This window comes from Pseudoalteromonas sp. J2K-J599, assembly GCF_059295115.2.
This window is the reverse complement of sequence record NZ_CM200271.1, coordinates 1312435-1335385: the sequence shown is the minus strand read 5'-3', so window position 1 is coordinate 1335385 and position 22951 is coordinate 1312435. Positions and strand designations below refer to the sequence as shown.

At 37.5% G+C, this 22951-nt stretch carries 18 protein-coding genes; 10 read left to right on the top strand and 8 right to left on the bottom strand.

Going from position 1 to position 22951, the window contains the following annotated elements; all coding sequences use genetic code 11:
* The first annotated feature begins 25 nt into the window (after positions 1–25).
* Entirely contained in the window at positions 26–1054 is a 1029-nt protein-coding gene (locus AC5NT5_RS06045; protein WP_182675671.1) for a DUF3549 family protein, read from the top strand.
* Positions 1055–1354 carry a DUF3301 domain-containing protein gene (locus AC5NT5_RS06040; RefSeq protein WP_002963032.1) on the top strand — a complete coding sequence of 100 codons (300 nt, stop codon included), beginning with the start codon at positions 1055–1057 and terminating at the stop codon, positions 1352–1354.
* An 849-nt stretch (positions 1355–2203) separates the two neighbouring features.
* On the opposite strand, the gene AC5NT5_RS06035 is transcribed toward AC5NT5_RS06040, so the two are convergent.
* On the bottom strand, positions 2204–2857 hold the full coding sequence (locus AC5NT5_RS06035; RefSeq protein WP_024597670.1) for a GNAT family N-acetyltransferase: 654 nt from the start codon (positions 2855–2857) through the stop codon (positions 2204–2206).
* A 153-nt stretch (positions 2858–3010) separates the two neighbouring features.
* On the opposite strand from AC5NT5_RS06035, the gene AC5NT5_RS06030 reads away from it, so the two are divergent.
* The 3 genes from AC5NT5_RS06030 to AC5NT5_RS06020 all read left to right on the top strand — a co-directional run bounded on the left by AC5NT5_RS06030 (position 3011) and on the right by AC5NT5_RS06020 (position 4397).
* On the top strand, positions 3011–3247 hold the full coding sequence (locus AC5NT5_RS06030; protein WP_002958240.1) for a DUF2789 domain-containing protein: 237 nt from the start codon (positions 3011–3013) through the stop codon (positions 3245–3247).
* Positions 3248–3343: 96 nt separating this feature from the next.
* Positions 3344–3610, top strand: a complete 267-nt coding sequence (locus AC5NT5_RS06025; protein WP_007378199.1) for a hypothetical protein — start codon at positions 3344–3346, stop codon at positions 3608–3610.
* Between the two features lie 13 nt (positions 3611–3623).
* Positions 3624–4397: a Zn-ribbon-containing protein gene (locus AC5NT5_RS06020; RefSeq protein WP_002958242.1), complete on the top strand. Its 774-nt coding sequence runs from the start codon at positions 3624–3626 to the stop codon at positions 4395–4397.
* A 63-nt stretch (positions 4398–4460) separates the two neighbouring features.
* Here the strand turns inward: AC5NT5_RS06020 and syd are convergent, their stop codons facing one another.
* A complete protein-coding gene (gene syd / locus AC5NT5_RS06015; RefSeq protein ID WP_165744940.1) occupies positions 4461–5000 on the bottom strand; it encodes a SecY-interacting protein in 540 nt (179 codons plus the stop codon).
* Between the two features lie 59 nt (positions 5001–5059).
* Here syd and queF point away from each other — a divergent pair, with 59 nt between their 5' ends.
* Positions 5060–5905, top strand: a complete 846-nt coding sequence (gene queF, locus AC5NT5_RS06010) for an NADPH-dependent 7-cyano-7-deazaguanine reductase QueF (protein ID WP_182675672.1) — start codon at positions 5060–5062, stop codon at positions 5903–5905.
* Positions 5906–6109: 204 nt separating this feature from the next.
* On the opposite strand, the gene AC5NT5_RS06005 is transcribed toward queF, so the two are convergent.
* The 3 genes from AC5NT5_RS06005 to AC5NT5_RS05995 are packed head-to-tail and all read right to left on the bottom strand — an operon-like array spanning position 6110 to position 12464.
* The gene (locus tag AC5NT5_RS06005; protein ID WP_494514254.1) at positions 6110–7015 is read right to left on the bottom strand and encodes a peptidylprolyl isomerase; all 906 of its coding nucleotides are present in this window, start codon (positions 7013–7015) and stop codon (positions 6110–6112) included.
* A gap of 32 nt (positions 7016–7047) precedes the next feature.
* A complete protein-coding gene (tamB, locus tag AC5NT5_RS06000; RefSeq protein ID WP_494514255.1) occupies positions 7048–10737 on the bottom strand; it encodes an autotransporter assembly complex protein TamB in 3690 nt (1229 codons plus the stop codon).
* Positions 10737–12464, bottom strand: a complete 1728-nt coding sequence (locus AC5NT5_RS05995) for an autotransporter assembly complex protein TamA (protein ID WP_182675675.1) — start codon at positions 12462–12464, stop codon at positions 10737–10739. The genes tamB and AC5NT5_RS05995 overlap by 1 nt, the downstream gene beginning before the upstream one ends.
* A gap of 214 nt (positions 12465–12678) precedes the next feature.
* Here AC5NT5_RS05995 and AC5NT5_RS05990 point away from each other — a divergent pair, with 214 nt between their 5' ends.
* Entirely contained in the window at positions 12679–13014 is a 336-nt protein-coding gene (locus AC5NT5_RS05990) for a ribonuclease E inhibitor RraB (RefSeq protein WP_002958248.1), read from the top strand.
* 44 nt (positions 13015–13058) lie between these two features.
* Here AC5NT5_RS05990 and radD read toward each other — a convergent pair whose 3' ends face one another.
* The 3 genes from radD to AC5NT5_RS05975 all read right to left on the bottom strand — a co-directional run bounded on the left by radD (position 13059) and on the right by AC5NT5_RS05975 (position 18400).
* The gene (radD, locus tag AC5NT5_RS05985) at positions 13059–14810 is read right to left on the bottom strand and encodes a DNA repair helicase RadD (protein ID WP_494514256.1); all 1752 of its coding nucleotides are present in this window, start codon (positions 14808–14810) and stop codon (positions 13059–13061) included.
* 124 nt (positions 14811–14934) lie between these two features.
* A complete protein-coding gene (locus AC5NT5_RS05980; RefSeq protein WP_002958250.1) occupies positions 14935–15237 on the bottom strand; it encodes an H-NS histone family protein in 303 nt (100 codons plus the stop codon).
* A 535-nt stretch (positions 15238–15772) separates the two neighbouring features.
* On the bottom strand, positions 15773–18400 hold the full coding sequence (locus AC5NT5_RS05975; RefSeq protein ID WP_182674426.1) for a TonB-dependent receptor: 2628 nt from the start codon (positions 18398–18400) through the stop codon (positions 15773–15775).
* 314 nt (positions 18401–18714) lie between these two features.
* On the opposite strand from AC5NT5_RS05975, the gene AC5NT5_RS05970 reads away from it, so the two are divergent.
* From AC5NT5_RS05970 to AC5NT5_RS05960, 3 genes are all read left to right on the top strand, one after another.
* The gene (locus tag AC5NT5_RS05970; RefSeq protein ID WP_494514257.1) at positions 18715–19878 is read left to right on the top strand and encodes a DUF547 domain-containing protein; all 1164 of its coding nucleotides are present in this window, start codon (positions 18715–18717) and stop codon (positions 19876–19878) included.
* A 63-nt stretch (positions 19879–19941) separates the two neighbouring features.
* Positions 19942–21738 carry a 2OG-Fe(II) oxygenase family protein gene (locus AC5NT5_RS05965; RefSeq protein WP_494514258.1) on the top strand — a complete coding sequence of 599 codons (1797 nt, stop codon included), beginning with the start codon at positions 19942–19944 and terminating at the stop codon, positions 21736–21738.
* Between the two features lie 5 nt (positions 21739–21743).
* Positions 21744–22937 carry a DUF547 domain-containing protein gene (locus AC5NT5_RS05960; protein ID WP_494514259.1) on the top strand — a complete coding sequence of 398 codons (1194 nt, stop codon included), beginning with the start codon at positions 21744–21746 and terminating at the stop codon, positions 22935–22937.
* Positions 22938–22951 lie beyond the last annotated feature (14 nt).

Below are 22951 nucleotides of genomic sequence, written 5' to 3'. Positions count from 1 at the left end.
TGCAGTAAAAACAGTTGAGAAAACAATGAGTGATCAAATAGCTACATTAGGTCAGCTTTTAGATGGTGCGGGTACTCAGTGGCGTGCTTTTGATATTGGCAGGCACATTACTAAGCTTGATAAAAAACAATTTTTAGCTATTGAACAAGCTCAAGTGCCTTACCCTTATCCACTTGCTGGTCATGCATGGCTCGCTATTCAATTTTGGGATACTAAAGCCAGTAAAGAACCGTATGTATGGTTTTTAAAGTTTCCACTTGATGAGCAAAGCATGCTGGTAAGTGCTAGTCGCGATCATTTTGCTGATATGGTTATTCAAGCGCTAGGCACTGAAATTACAGGCGAACAAGCCGATGGAAAGCTTGATAATAACCCTTATGTTTTTACACCAAACGCAAATAAATTAGCAGCATTTAACGCCCAAGTAAAAGTACTATTAAAACAGCCTGCATCGCAGTATTACGAGCATGCACAACTGTACTTTAGCGGTAAAATTGGTTTTGATAATTGGCAAAGTGTTGCACTACAGGGTATTGCCGATTTTGCACTACGCTTAGACAGCGATACAAACTTAAGTAATCTGCAAAAAGCATGGGCGCATTTACCTATTGAAGTACTACAACCACTCAGTGCAATGCTTGAACACGTTGAAATACCAACATCAATGAGTGAGTTACTTGTTGATTACACCCAGGGTGCAATTAGTAACAACGACACAGTGGCTATAACCGCAGCACTAAGATCAGCTTCAAAAGGTCAAGCTCAAGGGTTATGCGCTCAATTAGTTGATACTGTACTAAGCTCACCAGTGAAGCACGACTCTGACGTGTTACTAACAATAGCTGGGCGGTGTTTTAAACAATTAGAAAACCCTGAACGCTTACATGTATTTATGGATAATTGCGCGCATCATCAAAAAATTGAAGAACTGTTTCCAAGTATTTTTGCTGACTTAGTTGCAATACCAACTATTCGCCCGCATTTATTAGGCTTATTACGTAAAGAAAATCGTAGCGAAACCCTCGCGCGTGCAATTGGAAGGTTATTCTCTTAAATGGCAAGTTTATGGACGTTCATACTTATTGGTAGTGTAATTTACTTATTTTGGCTTAACCGAAAGGTTGCTGAAGCGGCGAACGTTCATGCTAAACGTCAAAGTGAGCAACTGCAGGTGCAGTTGATGAGTGTTGCATGCACAAAACGCCGCTTTGGTTTTTTAAAGAACGGCAAGCCAGGCATTAAAAGTGAATTTATATTTGAGTTTTCAAGCGACGGTGAAAATGCTTATCAAGGTGTGTTAATTATGGAGAATGAGTTTTTGAAAAGTGTGGTTGTTCCACCGCATAAAATATAAACTTAATATACTTTAAGAGTGTGTGTCTTAAATTAATAAATTTAATTCAACACAAAAAACTAAGGCGTAACTAAAGTTACGCCCCAATTGGACTGCATCCTGCTAGATATCCATTATCTTAAATCCGTATTATCATCCCCTGAACGAGTAAACAACCTTGTTTACCCTCACATTGCATCCTGCAATATCCATGGCCACCTTGGCATACCCACGAAATCTATCGTTTGGCTACATCCGTAGCATCATCCTTGGTAATCCTTTTAAGTAGCTCCTGCCACTTTTGCATCCTGCAATATCCATAGCCATCTTGGCAAACCCACGAAATCTATCGTTTGGCTACGTCCCGTAGCATCATCCCTAGTAATCCTTTAAAGTAGCTCCTGCCACTTTTTGCATCCTGCAATGTCCACTTGCCATCTTGGCAGTCCTGCGTAAACTAACGCTCCTGCTACTTCCTGTAGCGTCATCCGTGATTATCCTAAAGTAACTCCTAGCTACTAAGTGCTTCATGCACTTCCTTATTCTTCCTTGTATCCGTTTTAGCTTGTCCTTTATGCTTCCTGCTAGCGTCTGCTATGTTGCCTATTCCTTATCCTTGGCAGTAACTCAATCATTGAGCTATGTCGTCTTGACAAAGAGAAGTTTAAAGCAATCAGGGGGGAGAAATAGGACTTAACACTAAATAAATAAACGTCACAAAAATGAAAAAACAAAATAAACACTGCAGAACAATGACTTAGAACAAAAAAGGCTACTTATTAGTAGCCTTTAAGTGACAATGCTTACGATGATGTGAGATATATCTCACGGTCTTATGTCCGTTTGGGCGCATTGGCTCACATTATAATTTTAAATAGTTGGCTCAATTATTGATTTAAACAGTAACTCGCCCTCTACTTGATTAAAAGTAAGGTGTTTAAAAGCTTCAAACTTTTCAGTTTTAAAAAATTCAATGTGCTCCTTACGTGTTACAAATACAGCCATCCCCGTTGACTCAGCGTTACATTTAACTAAATCATCCAGCCCACGTAGTAAGTAACGGCCAAAGCCTTGTCCATGAAAATGTGGGTCTACGGCAATAAAAGCTAAAAAATAGTAATTGCCTTTTTGTTTAAGGGCGTCTCTAATTGTTTGTTCTTTATCTATTAATTGATTTGTTTGTAAGTAGCCCGCACTCAGCATTAATTTTAAACGCCAGTGCCAATAACGCTGCGCTTGTAATTGGCTATTAGATTCAAATACACACGCTACTGCTTTTAATTTATCGTTGCGGTATAAACCAATTAATGGCTGTTTTTCTTGCCAAAAACTACTGAGCTCTTCGCGAATTAATGATCGTAATTTTTTTTCGTAAACTGATTTATTTTCGTCATTGTAGCTAAGCATGTTTAGTAATACAGGATCGTCATGATAAGCCTGATAAATTAGGCTCGCTGCAGTACTAATATCTTCTGCAGCTAAATACTGTACGCTGAACGTATCAGCTGGTGTGGTTACACTCATTGTATTTCCTTTATTATTTTAGCTATAGGCTGTTTAACTTTAAACCTAACTATATACCTAAAATTATTAACCGTAAATTCAGCGAGAGTTTAACTAGCAGGAGGTACAGTTAGGTACTAGTATGAATTTTCATTCATTTAAAGGAGCAATATCATGGATACGACAAAACACGACATTAACACACTTTTTGCACAGCTTGGATTACCAAATAGTGATGAGCAAATAGATGCGTTTATTGCCTCACATGAATTAGAAGACACAACATTACTCCAAGAAGCTTCTTTTTGGGATGAGGCACAACAGCACTTTTTAGCTGAATCCCTTGCACAAGACGGAGATTGGAGTGAAGTAATTGACGAGTTAGATGTACGCATTCGTCAAAGTAAGTAATTTTATTTAATGTACCCTCCCTTATTTATTGCTAACATAGCATCTGCGCAGCATTTATATGCTGCGTATTTATTTTATTAAAGAGTTATATATCTAATGAATTCAGTTGTATTTGATGCAATCAAAGCCCTTCTCGATGAAGGCAAAACCCCTACTGTAGCACTAACTAAAAGCCGTTTGGCGCAACCGGTTCCAATGCCGATGATTATTGCAGCAGTAAGCCAATATAAAAACAATCCTGATTCAATTAATAACTTCATGAGAAACCCACAGCAGTCAGATAATACTGAGCTTAAAACAAGTCAATTAGATAGAATTGAGCAAAAACTCGATAAACTTCTTGCGCTGCTAGAACAAAAATAATTTGAGACTATAAATGTTCGTTGTTGATTTAACTTTTGATTGCTACCAAGACACCACCCTAGAACAAGCCGAACAAGCAATAAATCGCTTAGTAAATGCACTGCGTTTTAATGGTCAAATAATGGGAGAAGAATTTCCAACCGTTTTAAAAGATGGATTTTTTATTACCCGCGTAATGTGCCCTACTGAAGATGCAATGCACCCGCTAAATAACAGCCCGTTTGTTAAGCACAGTATCGAAAAGTTACATAGTGCTGGGCTACTTGCGCCAAAAGTAAAAGTGATCGGACAAGATATTCACTCCAACGGTGCTGATTGCTGCAAAGAACCATCAAGTTATATTTTATATACAACCTATGTGCATACGTGCAGCCCGCTTTATTGTGGTGATGACTTTTTGCCTGTGCCGCTATTTCGTATTCCGGCAATTGCTAATGGTGACTATAAAACGCTTATAAAATGGCAAGAAGATTGGCAAGCCTGCGATCAAATTCAAATTAATGGCGCAACCCGTTGTGAATTTCCGGCGCTTGAAGAAATATCGAGTATTCAAAGCGACTTATACAGACGCGGAAAAGACATAACAAAGCGAATTAGTTTTTTAACTAAAAAGCCAACCTATTATTATTTATACCGTGTAGGCGGCGTAGATAAAGCGTCTGAACTTGAACGAAAGTGCCCTAGTTGTAATGGCGACTGGAAATTACCTGAATCGTGGTTTGGGTTATTCGACTTTAGGTGTGAGCCGTGTGGCTTGGTGTCTAATATATCGTGGGATTTTCAGTAACTACTTTAATAAGCGCTTAAAATCAGCTTAGTGATAACGCTAAGCTGATTTATTAAACACGTTTTAAACCTCTAACGCCTTTAAAAAAGCATTAATGTTAGGTGCAAGTACATGGTGTGTTTTTTTGCCTACGTGCTCTAAGCATACCTCGCCAGTGTGCACCAATACACTCACTAGCAAATCATCTTGATCTGTTAAACCAATAAACACTGTTTCTGGCTGCTTGAGCTTGCGTTTCATTAACACGTGGCCCGTGATATTTTGCTGTAGCAAATTAAAGTCTTCTTCGTTCCATGCTTGTAGTAATTCAACCTGATGCCCATCAATACTTGCTAAAATACTTCCACCGTACATATGTCCGTATAGCTCGCTAAGCGCTTTTGGAAACTCAAGTTCTAGTGCACTGGCTAAATCATTAAGCGAACCTGCAGGTCGCTGACGCGCCCCCTGCCATTGAATGTTTCCTTGCTCGTCAACCTCACCAACTTCACATGGGCTTGGCCATTGCTCGTCATGCGCAATAAGTGGGTACTTTGTAGTGTTTTTAAGGGTATTTTCGCTAAATGTTTGATGAAGTTGTTCTATAAGCAATGCAACAGACATACTGTGAAACTCATTTAAATTAGATATAATGTCCCTATTGTAACTATTTAAGAGCAAACATGACAGATTACAGCAATTCTCCAGACCTTAAAGGTAGCGTATTAGGCCAATCTACTGAGTATGTAGATGTGTACACGCCAAGCTTGCTTTTCCCTATTGCGCGCAAACTAAATCGTGATGCTTTAAATATTGACGAAGCAGAGCTTCCATTTAAAGGCCAAGACATTTGGACAGGTTACGAGCTTTCATGGCTAAACAATAAAGGTAAACCGCAAGTTGCCGTGGCCTTATTTACATTTGAATGCCAAAGCAGCCATATTATTGAGTCAAAGTCGTTTAAACTTTATTTAAATAGCTTTAACCAAACCCGATTTGAAAGCATTGATGTAGTAAAACAGCATTTAATTGATGATTTATCAAACGCGGTTAACAGCCCTGTCAAAGTGACTTTATATAATCCTGATGATTACAATTGCTTACCGTGTACAGCGCTGCCAGGTGAATGTATTGATGATTTAGATATTGTGATTAATAATTACGATATTGATGCTAATTCACTTAAAGCAAAAAGTGATGAAGTAGTTACTGAAACGCTCTACAGCCACTTACTTAAGTCGAACTGTTTAATTACCTCCCAGCCTGACTGGGCAAGTGTCATTATACGATACACAGGCGAGCAAATATGTCGCGAATCGTTATTGCGTTATTTAATTTCGTTCAGAACGCATAACGAATTTCATGAGCAGTGTGTTGAGCGTATTTATAGCGATTTAACAACACAACTTAATATTAAAGAATTAGAGGTTTACGCGCGTTATACTCGTCGCGGTGGGCTTGATATAAACCCGTATCGCTCTACGCATTATAACGATACGCCATTTGCAGTTAAAATTAATCGTCAGTAGGTTATTTTAAACTGGAATATGAGTATTAAAAAAGGAGCCTAGGCTCCTTTTTACATTTTTTAATTAATACCAATTCCATTAAGTATGTGATCTAAATTTTACGCCGAAAAAACAATTCAGTTCTAGGCGTAAATTGATGTAAATGGTTGTTCCCTTTGCGAAATTTACAACAAAGAAATGGGTTGTTTTAGCAAGTAAAATAGATCAGCTATTTATTGGAATTGGTATAACTTCGCGCTTAGTGGGTATGGGCATACCACACACGTCAACGTAGTTATGTGCTTTAACAAACCATGGTTCAACACGGTTTTTACGAGCATTTATTAAGTTTTTAAACACCGGTGAGTTTGTTTTCATCACTTTAAATATACTTTTATCGCTTTGTACATCACCAAGTACTTGTATATTGGTAATTGGGTTAAATGCTTTACCTTCACTTGGTGTGCGCGCTAAACGGTTAAAATGCTCTATACCTTCGAGCAATCGACCAAACACCGTAATATTTTTATCAAGGTAGCGCGGGCCTTGCCCTATTGTTACAAAAAACTCCGTACTCGCACTATTTTTATCGTTGTCGCGCGCCATGGCAAACACGCCACTACAATGCACTTGCCATGTTTGCGTATGTGCTGAGTTTTGAGCTACTGCAAAGCCGTTTAAAAAGCCGGTAACTGGTGCATATCCGTCGCCATTTAGCTCAGTAATTAAAAGTGGTTTGTTTGTTGTTAAATAAAACTCAGCTGGAACTGTTTTATCTGCAGTTTTAATTAACTTTTTACCCGAGCTGTCGCCACCTTGCGCTACAAAACCCTCTACAAACCGATAAACGCTGGTGTTTTTATAAAACCCTTCTCGCGCTAACTTTTTAATGTTTTGAGCGTGCTTTGGGGCAAGCTGTTCATTAAGTTCAATATACGCATCGCCCGTTGGCAGCGTTACCTTTAAAATATTTTGAGCATCCACTACTCGCCAGTCATTATCTGTTGCACTAGCAATTACCTCACTCGCGCTCAATAAAGGTAGCTCTTGTTTAGCAAAATCATCACCTAGTTGTTGAGCACAACCGCTCAATAAAACACTAAGCAGAGCTGGCAATATAATTTTTTTCATCGCTTATATCCTTATAATTATTATAGTTTTGGTTATTCCCAATCAAACTTATATAGCACATCAACATTTTGATATAGGCCGCTTGTTATTTCTATGTATAACTGTGAAAGTAACTGATAACGCACAGCCACTTCACTGAGCGAATCAAATACACCCACGCTATATTTAACTTGCAAACTGGGTGCTACGTATCCTGATATTTCTACTTTGGTACTATCACCACTACCTGATGAGCTTAAACTTACATCTGATAACCCAAAGGTTTCACCTACCTTAGAAACAACCCCTTCGCTGCGGCTAACCCCTTGAGAAAGTAATAACTGTGTGAGCATAGCATCGCTTGACGAACTTTCTCCATCGCCTAAAGGTTGGCCATTAAGTAAATATGCGAGTGCTTGTGCTTGATCCATCGCAGGCTCAGAAAATATTTTAAGCGTTGGTTGTTCAACATTACCCGTAAGCGTAACCCCTGCAATGACACCATTTGCAGTCGTATCGGGGTTACGTATTGCTTTAATATTTAAAAATGGTTGTTCAATTGAACCGCTAAAACCTACTTGCCCGGTGCTGATTATTAAATCTTGCCCAAAGGCTAAGTAAGTACCTTCAATTAAGTTAAGCTCACCTGTGGCTATAATTGGTGCACCTTGACTCATTTTTATCGCTAAATCACCCGCAACTTTTGATTCCAAGCCAAACGATTCTACTTTTACATCGTTTTTAACAATCACTTTTAAATCTATGTCGTAATCAAACGGAACTGTTTCGGTGGCCTCGGTTTTTTGATCAACAATAATTTCATCATCGCTAACTTGCACTGCGCCCTCAGGAAGCTCTTCAATCATTATACGACCGTAAGGCACAACTACCTCACCAGCAAGCTTGAGTGCATTATTAGCCAAGCCTATTTTTAAATCCGGCGATACTTTAAAAGTAACCCCTTGCTGCGCGCGTACATAAAACTGATCGCCAACTACCGCCACATTTACAGCAGGTTGCGCACCTTGCCAATCAACGTCACCGGTGAGGTTTATTTTACCGCCCTGGTTGTCGTTTAAGTTGCCTTTTATTGTGGCTGTTGTTTTATCAAACAATACGTTTATATTTGATTTTTGCAGCGCTATAGGCAATTGCTCGCCCTCCAAACTAATATCGCTCACATTAAGCTCGCCATTTAATAATGGATCTTTTAACGTACCTGCTAACGCGACTTTTCCACTAATATCACCTTTTAACTGCTCAAGGGTTTCAAGAAATGGTTGTAAGTCTGAAAGGAGTATTTTATCAATATTAATAGTGCCGTTAAGCGCTTGCGTATTTTGTATGTCGTCAATATCAATTTGTGTGTTTATTTTACCAAGCACACTTGATTCTAAATTAGCTTCAAGCTTGCCAACTTGAGAGTCCGAAAATGCACTAACAGTTAGAGTTTCGATTGGTAATTTAAAACGATCTTCTTCCGAGGTAAGCACCGCTTCTAAGTCGCTAGAATCGATATTTGCGCGTAATGTTTTAAGCGCACCACTTTGCCAATTAAGTGCTACATCGCCAGTTATATTACCGCGAGTACGAATGCTATTAGGTAAAAAGTGCTTAAGCTCCTCAAGAGCTAAATTGCTTAGTTTAGCATTTAGCTGACCGAGGTTTTTTGATTGGGCTAAGGTGTCTATGCACAATTTACTTTGCTCAGATGCCCAACAATGTGCACTTACATCAAAGTCGCCACTTTGCGTATTAACCATAATGGCAATATTTTTAGTATTACTAAAACTAAGCTTTTTATCGCTGAGCGTTACATTACTAAGCTCGCCATTCCAAGTGGTATTATTAATTTTGCCATTAACTTCAAACTCTACACTGCCTTGCTCAGCATCTACAGATGCCGTAAGTTGGTGATCTGTTTTATCCCCGCTAATATCAATTTTAACGCTATTAATTTGCTGTTCGGCTACAAGCGCCGAACCAACACTTACCGAAACATCGGTTTGCCAATCGGCTGCGGTATCTAACTGCCCTTTTACTGATAATTTATTAATGTTTATTTCATCAAAAATAAAGCGATCGAGTATTAGCGCTAAATCAACAGAAGGCGTCAACCTTTCCCCTCTCACTTTTAAATTTGCGTTGCCATCAGCAGTAAATGGAATATTAGCTTTTTCATCACTTTTAAGCGTTACTTTGCCATCAACCTGCCAAGTGTCATCAACTTGCCCGCTTAGTGCTAATTTATTGGTGCCACTACTTAAATAAAAACTATCAATATTAGCTTTTAACGTGTTGTCGAGCTTAAAGTTCGAGGCAAATTCTAGTGGCACGTCGTTAAGTAATCCGTTTAACTTTGTATTATTCATTTGTAGCTGCCACTTGTCGTCAGCTGCATTAAACGAGCCTTTAAACTCTCCTGAAATATCACTGGTAGCGGCATCAGTTAAGTACTGCGCTTTTAAGTTAGCAAGCGTGCCATTAAAGTTAGCCTGTATGCCTTTTTGCCAATCAACATTGGCTTGTATAGTTGCACTGCTTTCGTTCGCTTTAATGCTTAGCGCTTGTAAAGTTGCTTTGGTGAGACTGCCTTTTAATTGGGTATTTAAGTCAACAGCTGGGTACGCGCCTAATTGGCTATTCCCCTGAAGGCTAAGCTGGTAATCGTCGGCATTACCTTGTGCGTTAAGGCTTACATTTCGCACTTTAAGCTCATTACTTTGTGCATCAATAAGCCACTGTTTAATTTTGCCATTTAACTCAAACGGATAGTTTTTTTGCTTTAAATTTGCCGTTGCCGTTAAACTAAGCGGATATTGTCCCTGCGTTTCTAAATTTAAGTTTAGATTTGATAAGTCGCCATTCAACTGCAAATTGGCTTGGTGCTCATCACTTTGTAAAACAACATTCCCTTTTATGGGCAAATTTCCTGCAAGCTCAGCATTAAGGTGCGTATTAAGCTGCCACTGCTCATACTTTGCTGAGAATGACTCTAAATTAATAACCGCATCTTCCACACTTAATTGCAGCGAGATGTTTTCAATAACATGCTGGGCTTCGTTTTGCTCAATCGTAATGTTAGCTATTTCAAAGTCTTCAACAACTAAATCAAGTGGTGAAGTAAATTCTATATTAGGCAGTGCGGGTAGGTGCGTCAAAGGCGCTTGAGTATTTTGCGCCATTTGTGTTTTCGCATCTTGTTCTTGCTCTTTTAAAGCAACAAGTATGGTGGGAATATTCAGGCTTTTAACCGTCAGCTTTGAACCCTCTGCTTTTGCTGAGAGTTTAAAGTTATTAACGCTTACGTTTGCACTTGGATGCTCTAGCGTAAATTTATTGATCGCAATGTTTTTTACAGCAATATTAAAAGGTAAGCTGATTTTTTCAAGCGGCTCTGCCGCGGCTTCTTCTTGTGACTCTGCAGTTTTTGGTAATGTTAAATTTATAGATTTAGCACTTAAGTTATCTATACAAATTCCATCGCACTGCCACCAAAACAAATCAATTTTCAATTGTTGTGCATTAAAGTCCAATCCGTTGCTAGTAAAGCGCACATTAAAGGCATCATTATAAATAAAACGGCCATTTTTAATTTCAATATGTAGTCCATCTACCGCTTTGTTTGCACTATAAGCAATAAATTGATTACCGGGTGCGGTAAATAACAAACAAAATAGTGCGACAACTAACGTGACAAAAATAGCACTTACGGCGGCTGTTATCTTTTTTAATACTGACATTAAATTTCTGGCCCTATGGTAATACTTAAACGTGTGCTTTTACTTTCTTTTGTTAATCCCCAAGCGTGGTCTATACGCACTGGGCCAACAGGTGTTAAATAGCGAAAACCAAAACCAGCGCCTACTTCAAAATCATCAGAAAAATCATTCGTCGCAGTACCACCGTCAACAAATAAAGCTGCGCGCCAGTTTTGAGCAAACTGATAGTTGTACTCTATTGTACTGGTTAGTAAGTATTTACCACCGATGAGATCGCCATCATCATTTTCCGGCGATATTGATTGGTACGCAAAACCACGAACACTTTGATCACCACCTGCGTAAAAACGCAGTGAGTAAGGTACGTTTTCAATATCATCAACAAGCATTGCACCAACATTTGCTTTTAAAAACACTAAATGCTTATCTAAGTAAGTACGTAACCACGCATGTTGCATTTGAACCCTAATCAGATTAGTACTCGAAAGCACATCATCTAAGCCAAACTCAGCAGATATAAGCCACTGCTCTCCCCAGTATGGAGTCGTGCCGCCTTTTGATTTTTTGCGGGCGTAGCTAATGCCCGGCATTAACATTTCTGTGCTTTCTTCCTCTTCATCACCGATGCGGTAGGTTTCTTGGTCGCGGCGTAAAAATGCAGTACGCACCCACTTATTTTCGGTTAACCATTGGCGCTGAACCTGCCCAGTTAATATTTCACTGTAAGTGTCGTTTGTGAGCTCATCTTCTAATTTATAACCAGCAGAAAAACGCCATAAATCATCATTCGGATCATCAACTGGAATGGTATAAGCCATGGAAATATCTTGCTGCCTTTGCGCCACATTTAAATTAGTTTCGAGATAATGGCCGTCTTCTGTGATCCACGGTTTACTCCATTTAAAACGCACTTTGGGCCCTAAGTCAGTACTAAAACCGCCGCCAATTTCATAGCTATTTGCAGGCTTGTGCAACACATCTACCTTAATAGGTACTTGGCCATTTTTACGCGCAGCAATATCGGCGTAAACTCGCACGCTTGCAAAATAAGGGGTGCTTGATAAATCCAAATTATAGTCAGCAATATGTGTTGATTTATAAGGTTGACCCTGAGTAAAAGGCGCAAGCGAGCGTATGTATTTTTCAGCAGGCGTATTACTGGCAATTTTTATATCGCCAAACTGATATCTAACCCCAGTATCAATTACAAAAGTAATAACAGCACTATTTTTCTTAAGTGACACTTCTAATTTGCGCGCTGGCCACTTTGCATCAAAATAGCCAAGCTCCAATAGCATAGATTCTATTTTTTTATGAGCAGAGTCATATCTACCATGATTTAAAACATCACCTTGTTTTAAGTTGGTATTTTTAATTAATGCCTGTAATTGAGTATCATTTTGGCCATCGCCGTTTAGCGTAATATTAATTGCTTCTATGCGAGTTGCAGGACCTCGCTCAACTTTAACAATTAACTCGCTATCGTCTTTATCATAAATAACCTCGACGGTCGGGCTATAATAACCAAGTGCTTTAATGCTATTTTGTACTTGCTTTTGGGCATAACGACGAAGTGTACGGGTTGGTTTTTCACCAATTAATTGCTTGAGATAAAGGGCTACGTTATTTTCTAAATCACCACTTAACCCTTTAATTTCGTAATCTTCTATGACTTTTTCTGCCGCATAGCTATTTGTCGCAATTAAAGCGCTCACAACACATATGCAACGTAAAAACTTAATAAACAAGTAAATATCCTTACTTTTAATATCTTACATAAAACTGGCTGATTACGCGCATATTAGCATAGCCATAATGAGCAACACATTAACTTAATGACAATCTAACGCGTAAATTTAACTTTGAATAAGTATCAGCATAATTAAAATTAGTACGCGTTAAGACAATATTTTAGTTACAATAGTGCCTACGAATAAAAAATTAATTTTAAATGAGTTTTTAATGCAATTCCCTGATGATGATAACGGCCAACTTTTAGCCGAAATAGCCGCTGCTGGCATTGATTTAAATAAAATGCACCAAGTCGATTTTTTTATTTTATTTGAACAAGAAGCCGATGCTGAAAAATTTGCTAAAGAAATAGTCTCTGATGCATTAGTTCAAAAGGCTGAACTTGAAAAATGTAAAGACACTGGCGTTTGGGAAGTAATCACTCAAGTACAAATGGTGCCAGAGCACACCCTTTTAGGACAAGCTGAGCAATACATTGAAAGCATTGCTAATAGCTTTAATGGATACGGTGACGGCTGGGGATTAATGGACGGTGACGAGGCTTAGTTGCCTTTTAATTGTATTAGTTCAATGTACTCTATCAGTTAAGCTTAACGGCTTAACTGATTTGCCTTCCTAAAATTGCCTTTATAGTCAAATAGCTTATCAGCCACTTTCCAACCATACTTTTTGCTTTTTCGTGCAATAACAAAATCTGGTGGTACTAATTCAATTTGTGCGCTTACTACTTGCGCTGCAGTTTTAAAATTAATAGGTGTTTGTCCAAGTCCTACTCGTAGACCAAATTGCTTATTAAATATAAATTGCCCGCCCTTATTTGCGAGGTTATATACCTCATCGCAACTTGCGCCATCTTCATCAAAATACGTTACTTTAATAAGTTCATCTTTAATTTGAGTAACCGATAACCCACTACACCGAAGCACAAGTGCGTCTTTTAAGTTTAATGCATTACGTAACTTATCATCAGGGTCGGCCATTACCGCGCCGCAATCATGGCATTTACGTGCAGCAATGTCATTTTGGACGCCGCACTGCTCACATTCTTTAAACCTAAAACGATAATCGCACTGCTCTTTATGCCCATCATCGTCTTCTAACAGCCCTTTACAACGTCTGCCAAAGTGCTCTATTACTTTGCCAGTGGAGTCTGTTTTGCCCCAAAATATATTCGCAAAACCACAACCTGGGCAAAGTACCTGCACAGGTTCATTATCACTATCGCCTTTTTTATCACCTACTTCTGGGTGAAATAAATTAAAACCATTGCCAGCATAGTCTATTACTAAGCAATCCGTTTTTGATTCAGATAACCTTAAACCTCGCCCCACAATTTGTTGATATAAACTAACTGATTCTGTAGGTCTTAAAATAGCTATAAAGTCGACATGTGGCGCATCAAAGCCGGTTGTTAGTACCGATATATTAACTAGATACTTTAATTGCTTAGCTTTAAATTGCTTAATGATTTTATCGCGCTCAGTGTTTGGCGTATCACCTGTGATTAGTGCACTTTGATGAGCTGGCAAGTAGCTTAATATTTCCTGGGCATGCATTACCGTGGCGGCAAAAACCATAACCCCTTCGCGCTTTTCACTGTATTGAATTACTTGCTGTAATATAGCCTGCGTTGCGCGCTCACTGTTTTTTAAAAGCGCATTCATGTCATCAGTCGTATATTGCCCAAATGCATTGCTATCTAAGGACGAAAAATCATAATGGCTAATTGCTGCATCAACTTCGTTAGGCGGCGTTAAATAATTATGTTTGATCATATACCTGAGCGGCAATTCAAAAATACAACTTTTAAACGGACTTTCTTGAGTACCTTTAACAAAACCATGATAATGGTGATGGTATATCCACCCCATTCCTAACCGATAAGGTGTTGCTGTTAAACCCAATACTTTTAACTGAGGGTTATACTCTTTTAAACTGTTTATTACTTTACCGTACTGACTTTTTTTATCCCCATTTACCCTGTGGCATTCATCAATAATAAGTAATGAATAATGCTCATTTAATTTATTTAAATTACGAGAAAGTGATTGCACACTGGCAAAGGTTACTTGATGGTTTAATGATTTTTCTTTTAAGCCTGCTGAAAATATACTCGCCTCTAAGCCAAAACTTTTATATTTTTGTGAATTTTGCTCTACCAGCTCTTTTACATGAGCAAGCACTAATATTTTTTGCTTAGCTATACGGGCAAGTTCAGCAATAACCAAACTCTTACCTGCGCCGGTTGGTAGTACAATAACGGCAGGATCATTACTCTTTCTAAAGTGTAAAACGGTGCGTTCTACGGCTTCTTGTTGGTAAGGTCTTAGTTTATAGCTCATGGGAAAACAAATAGGTTCAAGTGAGGAGATTTTAGCAAATAATAGCTGGGAGTTTTAAACTTTAATTATATTTTATTGAGGGGTAAACAAAAAAGAGAAGCCGAAGCTTCTCTTATATTTAGCTTTAAGCTAAAAACTTTTCAAGCTCAACACCTTCAAACGCTTTAGGACGACGGCCACGGCCAGTCCATTCAATAGTCTCACCATTAAGTTCCATGCGGTACTTAGGCTTAACTTTGGTGCGCTTGTCTGATGCTCCATCTTGTAAATCTTCTAGCGTAAGTCCTTTTTCTTTTAAAAGATCCAAAACTTCCTGTTTCGCTTTTTGCTGCTGGGTATATTTTGAAATTGCATCATTGATAAGCTGTTGAGCTTTTTCAAGCTCTGTTAATGATGCTGTTTTAATAAAAGATCGGACTTCTTTCATCTATATCTCGCTAAATTGTGTGATAGGAATTATTTAAATATTCTTTTTTAGTATAAGGCTATTTCTCAGGAATGACTATTACAAGATATAAACTAAATAATCTCTCTATTAAATATACGCTATTAGTCTTACCTTATTAAATTAGGAATAATTTAATATAAATTGTCGATGTATAAGGGAACTTCATTTTATAAAAACATATAGTCGATAAAAAACACTACTAATCCGTTGAATAATAAATCCCAACTTTCAGTACAATAAAGCAGCTAAGAACTTATATGTAATTTGCAAATATCATTACTTCGATTCAATTAAGAAAGCCACATTATCTATTCTTAGTGTCAGGTGAATATCATCGGAAATTACAAGGTAACAAACTTAAAAATTAAGTGGGTCAGTAAGTACATACAACCCATAATCTAAATTTTGAAGATAAAATAGCAAACCAAATGTAAAAAGGTCAGAAGCATAAGCAACTGACCTTTTATTATAATCGTCAACGTATTAAAGACGAAACATAATCTATAAACGATTCTTAGAAGTTTTGTTCAACTTTTAAAAATACAGCTCGGCCTAAAACATCATATAATGATGTTGAAGCGTCACGGTAACCTCTAGTGCCATCGTTTAGCTGTGGTGCTTCTTTATCAAACACATTGTTCACACCTAGTACAAACTTACCATTCCATTCATGGTTATATGATACTTGGATATTGTGTTTAATATAGCTTGGAATATCAGCTAAATATGTTACACCATACTCTTCATTACCTGAGTCTTGGTCGCCTATGTAGTATGTAGTCCATGCTGCACCAAATGCATCATTTGTCCAATCAAAGGTAACATTACCACGAAGCTCTGGGTACTCTTGCAGACCAGCATAATCAAACGCATCAGCGCCTTTTTCTGTTACTTCTTCAAAGTCGCTTACATAACTTAGCTCACCTTTAAGAGCGAAATTACCAATGCTAGACTCAAACATATAAGCTGTTTTAAAATCAAAACCTGACGTTTCTAAACTCGCCATATTTTGGTCAAAGCTGTACATTACATCAATACGACCTGTGTTTGGATCGCGAACTACTGCAGGGTTAGAACCATTGTCTTGCTCGTCTTTTAATAGGCGCTCAACACTTACAGCTGCAATTCTGTTTTCTAACTTAATATTATAGTAAGAAAGCTCTACAGATAAGTCATCTGTTACATTCCAAACAAAACCTGTTGTAAATGATTCACCTTCTTCTGGCTCAAGATCTGGATTACCACCAAACCAAGTCTTATGTTGCTGTGAAGCATTTGGGTTACAGTAAATAGCATCAGAACCTGCATTGCCTTGCGTATCACACCAAATTGTATCGTAAGCTTTTTCGAAGCTTAATGCCTGACTAGAGAACATTTCGCCCATGTTAGGTGCACGGAACGATTCACCCCAGCTAGCTCGAACTAATAGCGCATCAGAAGGACGCCATGCAACACCAATTTGAGGGGCAACGTTATCGAATGTTCCTGATACAAATTGTGAACCAACGTCACCTTCTTGCTCGTATTTGTCATATCGAACAGCTGCTTTAATATCAACATTGTATGGTAAGTTTACTTGTAGCTCTGAATATACAGATGTTCTGTCACGCTCTGCATTAACATCATCACCACCTGAACCACCTGACACTCGACCAGAGGCCGATTGAGGGTCGCTCATTTGTTCAAATTCTACTTGCTCAAATTCAGCACCAACTACACCAGCAATAGAAACATCACCATTATCAAACAATAATGTAGATGCTACCGTATCAAATTGAGTACTTGTAAAACGAGCTTGATATACACCTGTATGAGCAGCTTGACCATACAAATCCTTCATGCTGCTATCCCAGTCAGCAAAGCTCATTCCTGATGTGTTAAATATATCATACTCACCACTATCAACTAGCTTTTGAACAACATCATCATTTATAAGGTTTGTATTAAATGAATTAGTTGTAGAACGGCTGTGTTGTACATTAAATTCCCAGTCAATACCATTTGCAACATCTACAAAACCGACTAAACCACCCAAGAAATCAATACTATTAATTTCAGTACGAGTATCTCGCTCACCAATGTTAGCTGAGCGCATGTATAGAGTTAAATCTTCGCCTACAGGGTTTAGAGGATTATCAGCCAACATAGTTGGTTGGTTTGTAGATACTGGTGTACCTGCATAGCGAGAATCAGTTTCAGAAAGTGATGCACTCGCGCGACCGCGGAACTTTAAGTTATCAGTGAATTCATAATTGAAATTTGAAAGCATTGAGTTCTGAGTAGTATCACCAAATAACTTGGTTACTGCACCATAGTTATATAAACAACGAGTGCCTCCATCAACCGTGTTATTTGATTCTGCACACATAGTAGGGCTTGTAACCCAACCACTAGCACCATTACCATTTGGAACTGAGCTAAATGACGAATAATCAGCATAAGTCTCATCATTTAATTTCCAAATATCTCTATCGAATACTGATTCAGCATCATAATATTCATAAGTTAATGTAATATTACCCTTCTCACCAGAGTAACCTGTACTTACGTTAAAACGATTTGTATCACCACCTTCAGCACTAGGTAGTTCAGTATCATATGAAAAACTTAATCCGTTAAAGTCTTTTTTTGTAATAATATTAATAACACCTGCAACAGCATCTGAGCCATATACAGCAGAAGCACCTTCGCGAAGAATCTCAATTCTTTCTACGATCGCCATTGGAATACGAGAAGTATCCGCAGCTGCGCCTGAAGAAGAACTTGTACCAGGCATACGGCGACCATCAAGTAACACTAATGTGTACTCAGCCCCAAGGCCACGCATGTTTATATTACTTGTTGCTGCAGCACCGTTACCGTAACCTGACATACCACGCCAAGAACCAAAGCTATTTACAGAAGTGTTATTTAAAACATCAGCAACTGATGCTTCACCTGATAATTGTAGATCTGCAGCTGTAATAACAGTTACTGGTGATGATGTTTCCATATCAACTTGTTTAATGCGAGATCCAGTTACTTCTATACGTTCAACTTTTTCTTTTTCCGCAGCCATAGAGCTTACAGAAAAAGCTGCGGTAGATGCCGCGCCAAAAGCTATCGCTAAGCGAACCGCTTTCGAGATTTTATTATTTAACATTGGATTACCCCTAGAATATTTTTTAATTATTTTGTTTTCAAAACGGTCTGCAATTAATCACAGTACCTATTTCGGTTTGAATAGTAGGCCCAACTCGAGCAAAAGGTCAACACTTTGACAACGAAAAAACACATTAATTTACAACAACTTAAAGAAACAAAAAACTAACACATTGCGATATTATCACCATTAACTAAAGAGCAATATTCCACTTTTTGGAGTTATGCTAATAAAATGAAATTAAATGTAAGCAAAACTTGAAAGTGAATTAACATTTGTAGATTATGGTGTTCCTAACAAACAAAGGAATTGCTATGAAAACTCACCTCGTATGTATTTTAATACTCACTATCTCATTCTCGGCTTTCGCTGACTTAAAAGAACTTCCGGAAGAATTTTCAGATTTTAGTTTAAATAGAGATATTACTGTCTCATATGATGACTTAGATACTCTTCTAAGTTTTACTGTAATTGATACTGGAGCATCAGATCGTTCCAAACTAAATTCTCAAGCCTCCATCGGTACAAGAATGAAGTCGCATAAAAATAACGACACAGCATTAGAAGCAAATCGTTTCTTCTTTGAAGAAGTAACAAAATCAGAGATTAAAGACGGTTTTTATAAGATTAGAGTTAGCCTAGAAAGTCTGCCAAATGAAATCTCACTTAACGAACTCAGCCTTGATGAGCAACTTGCTTATTGGTTAAACCTTTACAATACAGCCATGTTAGAAAAACTAATCACACACTATCCTATTCGCGATACAGAAGATTTACTCTTTGGCAGCAATTCAATTTTAAAGGATGAGTTTTTAAATGTTGCTGGCCATAAACTTTCTTTAAACGACATACAACAAAATATTGTTTTTAAAAAGTTTGGTATAAAAAAACCAATAGTTATGTATGGGTTTTATCAAGGAAATATAGGAAGTCCTAACATTCGTGCCGAAGCATATAAAGGAAACAAGGTTTATCATCAATTAGTTGAAAACGCTGAAGAATTCGTCAATTCAAATAGAGGAACTAGTATCAAGCGAAAAAATCGCCTGTATGCCTCTAAGTATTATGAGCAAGTTAAACCATTATTCGGAAACTTCGAAAAAGATTTACGAGAGCACCTAAAAGACTATGCAAACCCGCCAATGAGCTCTGATATAAAATATGCTAAGAGCTTTAAAATAGGTATTGAAGATTGGAGAATCACTGATATTTATGGCACAGAGCGAAAGTTTGGTGGCGCAGCGTCAACAAATCCTGCCGCCATGCTCAATGCTGTTGCAAATAACTCATCAAAACCAATAGGAGCTGATGGCGCAGGTTCAGGACTAGGTGCTGTTAACATAAGCTTTTTATCTAATTCTATTTCGGAGAAAACGATGGACTTTGGCCGCTTTTCTCCAGAAATGCTCGAAAAAATTAGAGCTCTCAAGCTAAAAGAAACTGATAATAGTGGCTCTGTAAAAATAAAAGACCTTTAATAAATTTTATTATTTAACTTTAAAAAACACCCTGTTAACATGGTACGAAAAATAGGGTGTTTTATGTCTAACTTTCTTAACTCTGCGCTCGCTGCTTATAATTCACGCCAATATAACCAAGCTATTCTTTTTTTAAACAAATGTGATATTAAAACTGTTGATTGGTATATTTTACTTGCCGCTACATATAGCGCACTTAACCAAAATGAAAATGCCGAACAAACATATTCTTACGCAATAAATAAGTTTCCTTCATCCCTCCCTCTAATTGAAAACTATACAAACTTGCTGTGCAGAACTGCTAAACATTCGTTATGTTTAAACTTTTTAAAAAACACAAGGTATTTGGCATTAAGCAAAAAGGTATCTCTGAATTTTATAGAAAGCTTGATCAAAACCAACCAGTTGTTACAAGCAAAAAAGGAACTTTCTAAAACCGTATCTGATGAAACCTTAAAAGAGAGATATCACTGGTTAAAGCTTGAATTACTAGAACGTTTGGGTGACTTAGAATTAGTTGAAAGCTATCACCTCTCTTTACCTGCCGATTTAAAAAATCAATTTTTATTTAAATATAAACGTGCTTGTAATTTTCGCAATATGGGTAAATTCGACAATGCTTTAGATATATTTTTAATGCTAAGCGATAAGCAGAACAAGTATAGCCCCGAGGTTAACTTTTTGATTGGCTGTACTTACTATGATTTACTAAAGTTTGAGCTCTGTGAGCAGTATTTAAAACGATGTCTTGAACAGGCTCCTAACTATATACCTGCGCATGAGTGTTTAAATAAATTATACTGGGATCGTGCAAACAAATCAGCCCTTATGAGCTCCTACAATAGTACATTCTTAAATCATGCTAAAAACCCACAACTAGTTCAATCACAACTAGCTCAGCTTTTACATTTTAAAGATTTTAATCAAGCCCTTGATGTATCTTCACAAGCAATTAGGCTCTTCCCTGATAACTTAGACATAAAACATGCTCATGGCATCATTTTAGGTAAGCATGGGCAAAGTGATAAAGCATTCATTATATTAGATGAGCTTGTATCACAGGCTCCCCAATCAGCAAGATATAGTGTAGATTTGGCAAACTACTGTATTGAAAATTTTGAATATAAAAAAGCAATATTGCACTTAAACACTGCAGTTAAACACAACCCTTTTAATCAAGAAATCTGGGCTTATTTATCCACAGCTTGGCGCTTAGCTAAAGACGATAAATATCATTGGTTAACTAATTACGATATGTTTGTTAAAACAATGGCTCTACCTACGCCTAAAGGCTACAAGTCGTTTGACTCTTTTGAGAAAGATCTCAAGGAACTATTACTTACTTTACACACTAAAGAACAAGACCCGCTTGATCAAAGTGTTCGAAGAGGAAGTCAAACTGAAGGACACTTACTCTATCGCTCAAATACGTTACTCTCATTATTTAAGCAGTCAATGGAGTCATGTATATCTACTTACTTAAATGATTTACCAGCAGATAGTATGCACCCATTAACGGCAAGAAATAGCCTAAACTTTACTGCCAAAGGCAGCTGGTCAGTAAAACTAGAAAATGGAGGATATCATGCCAATCATATTCATCCTCACGGTTGGTTGTCAGCACCCAGCTATATTTCTATACCTGATGAAATGAGTAAAAATGATCCACTTAAAAATGGCTGGTTAAAGTTAGGAGAAACATGTCTTGATCTAGGAAAAAGAGAATCAATAGATCGCGAGATATGCCCTGAAAGTGGACAAATTATCATTTTTCCTAGCTATATTTGGCATGGCACAAATGAGCTTAAAAGCGATAGACCACGCTTAACAATACCTAGCGATATTATGCCAATTGGTTAATCTAGTTGATTGAAATTCAAACTAGTGCTATAAAAATAAACAAAAACAAAGGATTGATCATGATAAAATGCTTGCTACTTATAATCGCTATTGTTTTTATTCCAGTGAAAGCTGAAGAATTCTCTTTACCCGAAGAGTTTTCAGATTTTGGCTTAAATAGGGATATAAGCATATCTTATGAAGACCTAGACCAACTCCTAGAGTTAACCGTTATTGACATGGGTTTATCTGATAGGACTATTCTAAAACCAATAGTAGGTAATGGCACAAGGTTACGATCTAATAGAGACAGAGATACGGCTTTAGAGGCTAACCGCTTTTATTTCGAAGAAGTTGTAAAATCGGATATTAAGCTAGGTTTTAAAGTAATTCGCCAAAGCCTAGAAAAAGTACCTGAAGAAGTCCCTTTAAACGCATTAACCTTAGATGAGCAATTAGCTTATTGGCTAAACTTATATAATACAGCCATTATTGAAAAGTTAATTGAACATTACCCAGTTAGAAATGCAAAAAAATTACTCGAAGGTGAAAACTCAATACTAAACGATAAATTTATAAATGTTTCAGGTCATACCTTGTCACTTAATAATATTCAACATGATATCGTTTTTAAGAAATTTGGGAATAAGAAAATAGTAATGTATGGCTTCTATCAAGGGATAATCGGAAGTCCGAATTTACGTAACGAAGCTTACACAGCTGATAAGGTATATCAACAACTTTCAGGTAATGCTGAAGAGTTTGTAAACTCCAACCGAGGCGTTCAAGTTAAAAGAAATCGTCTAAGCGTTTCTATTTTTTATGATCAAGCAAAAATTTTATTTCCTGACTTTGAGAACGATCTACTAAAGCATATTTTAAACTATTCTGATTCTTCTATTAACTCACAAGTAGAAGATTCGGAAGAATTAATTCTAGCTATTGAGGACTGGAATGTAACCGACATATACGGCACTGAGCGCTCATTTGGTGAGGGTAATGCCACCAACAAAGCGGCCTTACTCAATGCCGTAGCAGCCAATAGTAACGTGCCTGGTGCAGGCGCTATGAACCTTAGCTTCCTAAGCGATATGTTATCCTCTAAAGTTAGCTCTCAATCTCGCTTTTCACCTGCAGTATTAGACAAAATTAATAAGCTTCGTCTCAAGAAAAAAATCAATAGTAGTAGTGTTAAAATAAAAGACTTACCCACTAAATAATTAAATTGTATTCA

What these genes read in the sequence shown, in the direction of transcription:
- AC5NT5_RS06035 (WP_024597670.1), bottom strand. Translation starts at nt 2,857, where the DNA reads ATGAGTGTAACCACACCAGCTGATACGTTCAGCGTACAGTATTTAGCT.
- tamB (WP_494514255.1), bottom strand. Translation starts at nt 10,737, where the DNA reads ATGTCAGTATTAAAAAAGATAACAGCCGCCGTAAGTGCTATTTTTGTC.
- AC5NT5_RS06025 (WP_007378199.1), top strand. Translation starts at nt 3,344, where the DNA reads ATGAATTCAGTTGTATTTGATGCAATCAAAGCCCTTCTCGATGAAGGC.
- AC5NT5_RS06020 (WP_002958242.1), top strand. Translation starts at nt 3,624, where the DNA reads ATGTTCGTTGTTGATTTAACTTTTGATTGCTACCAAGACACCACCCTA.
- syd (WP_165744940.1), bottom strand. Translation starts at nt 5,000, where the DNA reads ATGTCTGTTGCATTGCTTATAGAACAACTTCATCAAACATTTAGCGAA.
- radD (WP_494514256.1), bottom strand. Translation starts at nt 14,810, where the DNA reads ATGAGCTATAAACTAAGACCTTACCAACAAGAAGCCGTAGAACGCACC.
- AC5NT5_RS05980 (WP_002958250.1), bottom strand. Translation starts at nt 15,237, where the DNA reads ATGAAAGAAGTCCGATCTTTTATTAAAACAGCATCATTAACAGAGCTT.
- AC5NT5_RS05965 (WP_494514258.1), top strand. Translation starts at nt 19,942, where the DNA reads ATGTCTAACTTTCTTAACTCTGCGCTCGCTGCTTATAATTCACGCCAA.
- AC5NT5_RS05990 (WP_002958248.1), top strand. Translation starts at nt 12,679, where the DNA reads ATGCAATTCCCTGATGATGATAACGGCCAACTTTTAGCCGAAATAGCC.
- AC5NT5_RS06030 (WP_002958240.1), top strand. Translation starts at nt 3,011, where the DNA reads ATGGATACGACAAAACACGACATTAACACACTTTTTGCACAGCTTGGA.
- queF (WP_182675672.1), top strand. Translation starts at nt 5,060, where the DNA reads ATGACAGATTACAGCAATTCTCCAGACCTTAAAGGTAGCGTATTAGGC.
- AC5NT5_RS06005 (WP_494514254.1), bottom strand. Translation starts at nt 7,015, where the DNA reads ATGAAAAAAATTATATTGCCAGCTCTGCTTAGTGTTTTATTGAGCGGT.
- AC5NT5_RS05970 (WP_494514257.1), top strand. Translation starts at nt 18,715, where the DNA reads ATGAAAACTCACCTCGTATGTATTTTAATACTCACTATCTCATTCTCG.
- AC5NT5_RS06040 (WP_002963032.1), top strand. Translation starts at nt 1,055, where the DNA reads ATGGCAAGTTTATGGACGTTCATACTTATTGGTAGTGTAATTTACTTA.
- AC5NT5_RS05975 (WP_182674426.1), bottom strand. Translation starts at nt 18,400, where the DNA reads ATGTTAAATAATAAAATCTCGAAAGCGGTTCGCTTAGCGATAGCTTTT.
- AC5NT5_RS06045 (WP_182675671.1), top strand. Translation starts at nt 26, where the DNA reads ATGAGTGATCAAATAGCTACATTAGGTCAGCTTTTAGATGGTGCGGGT.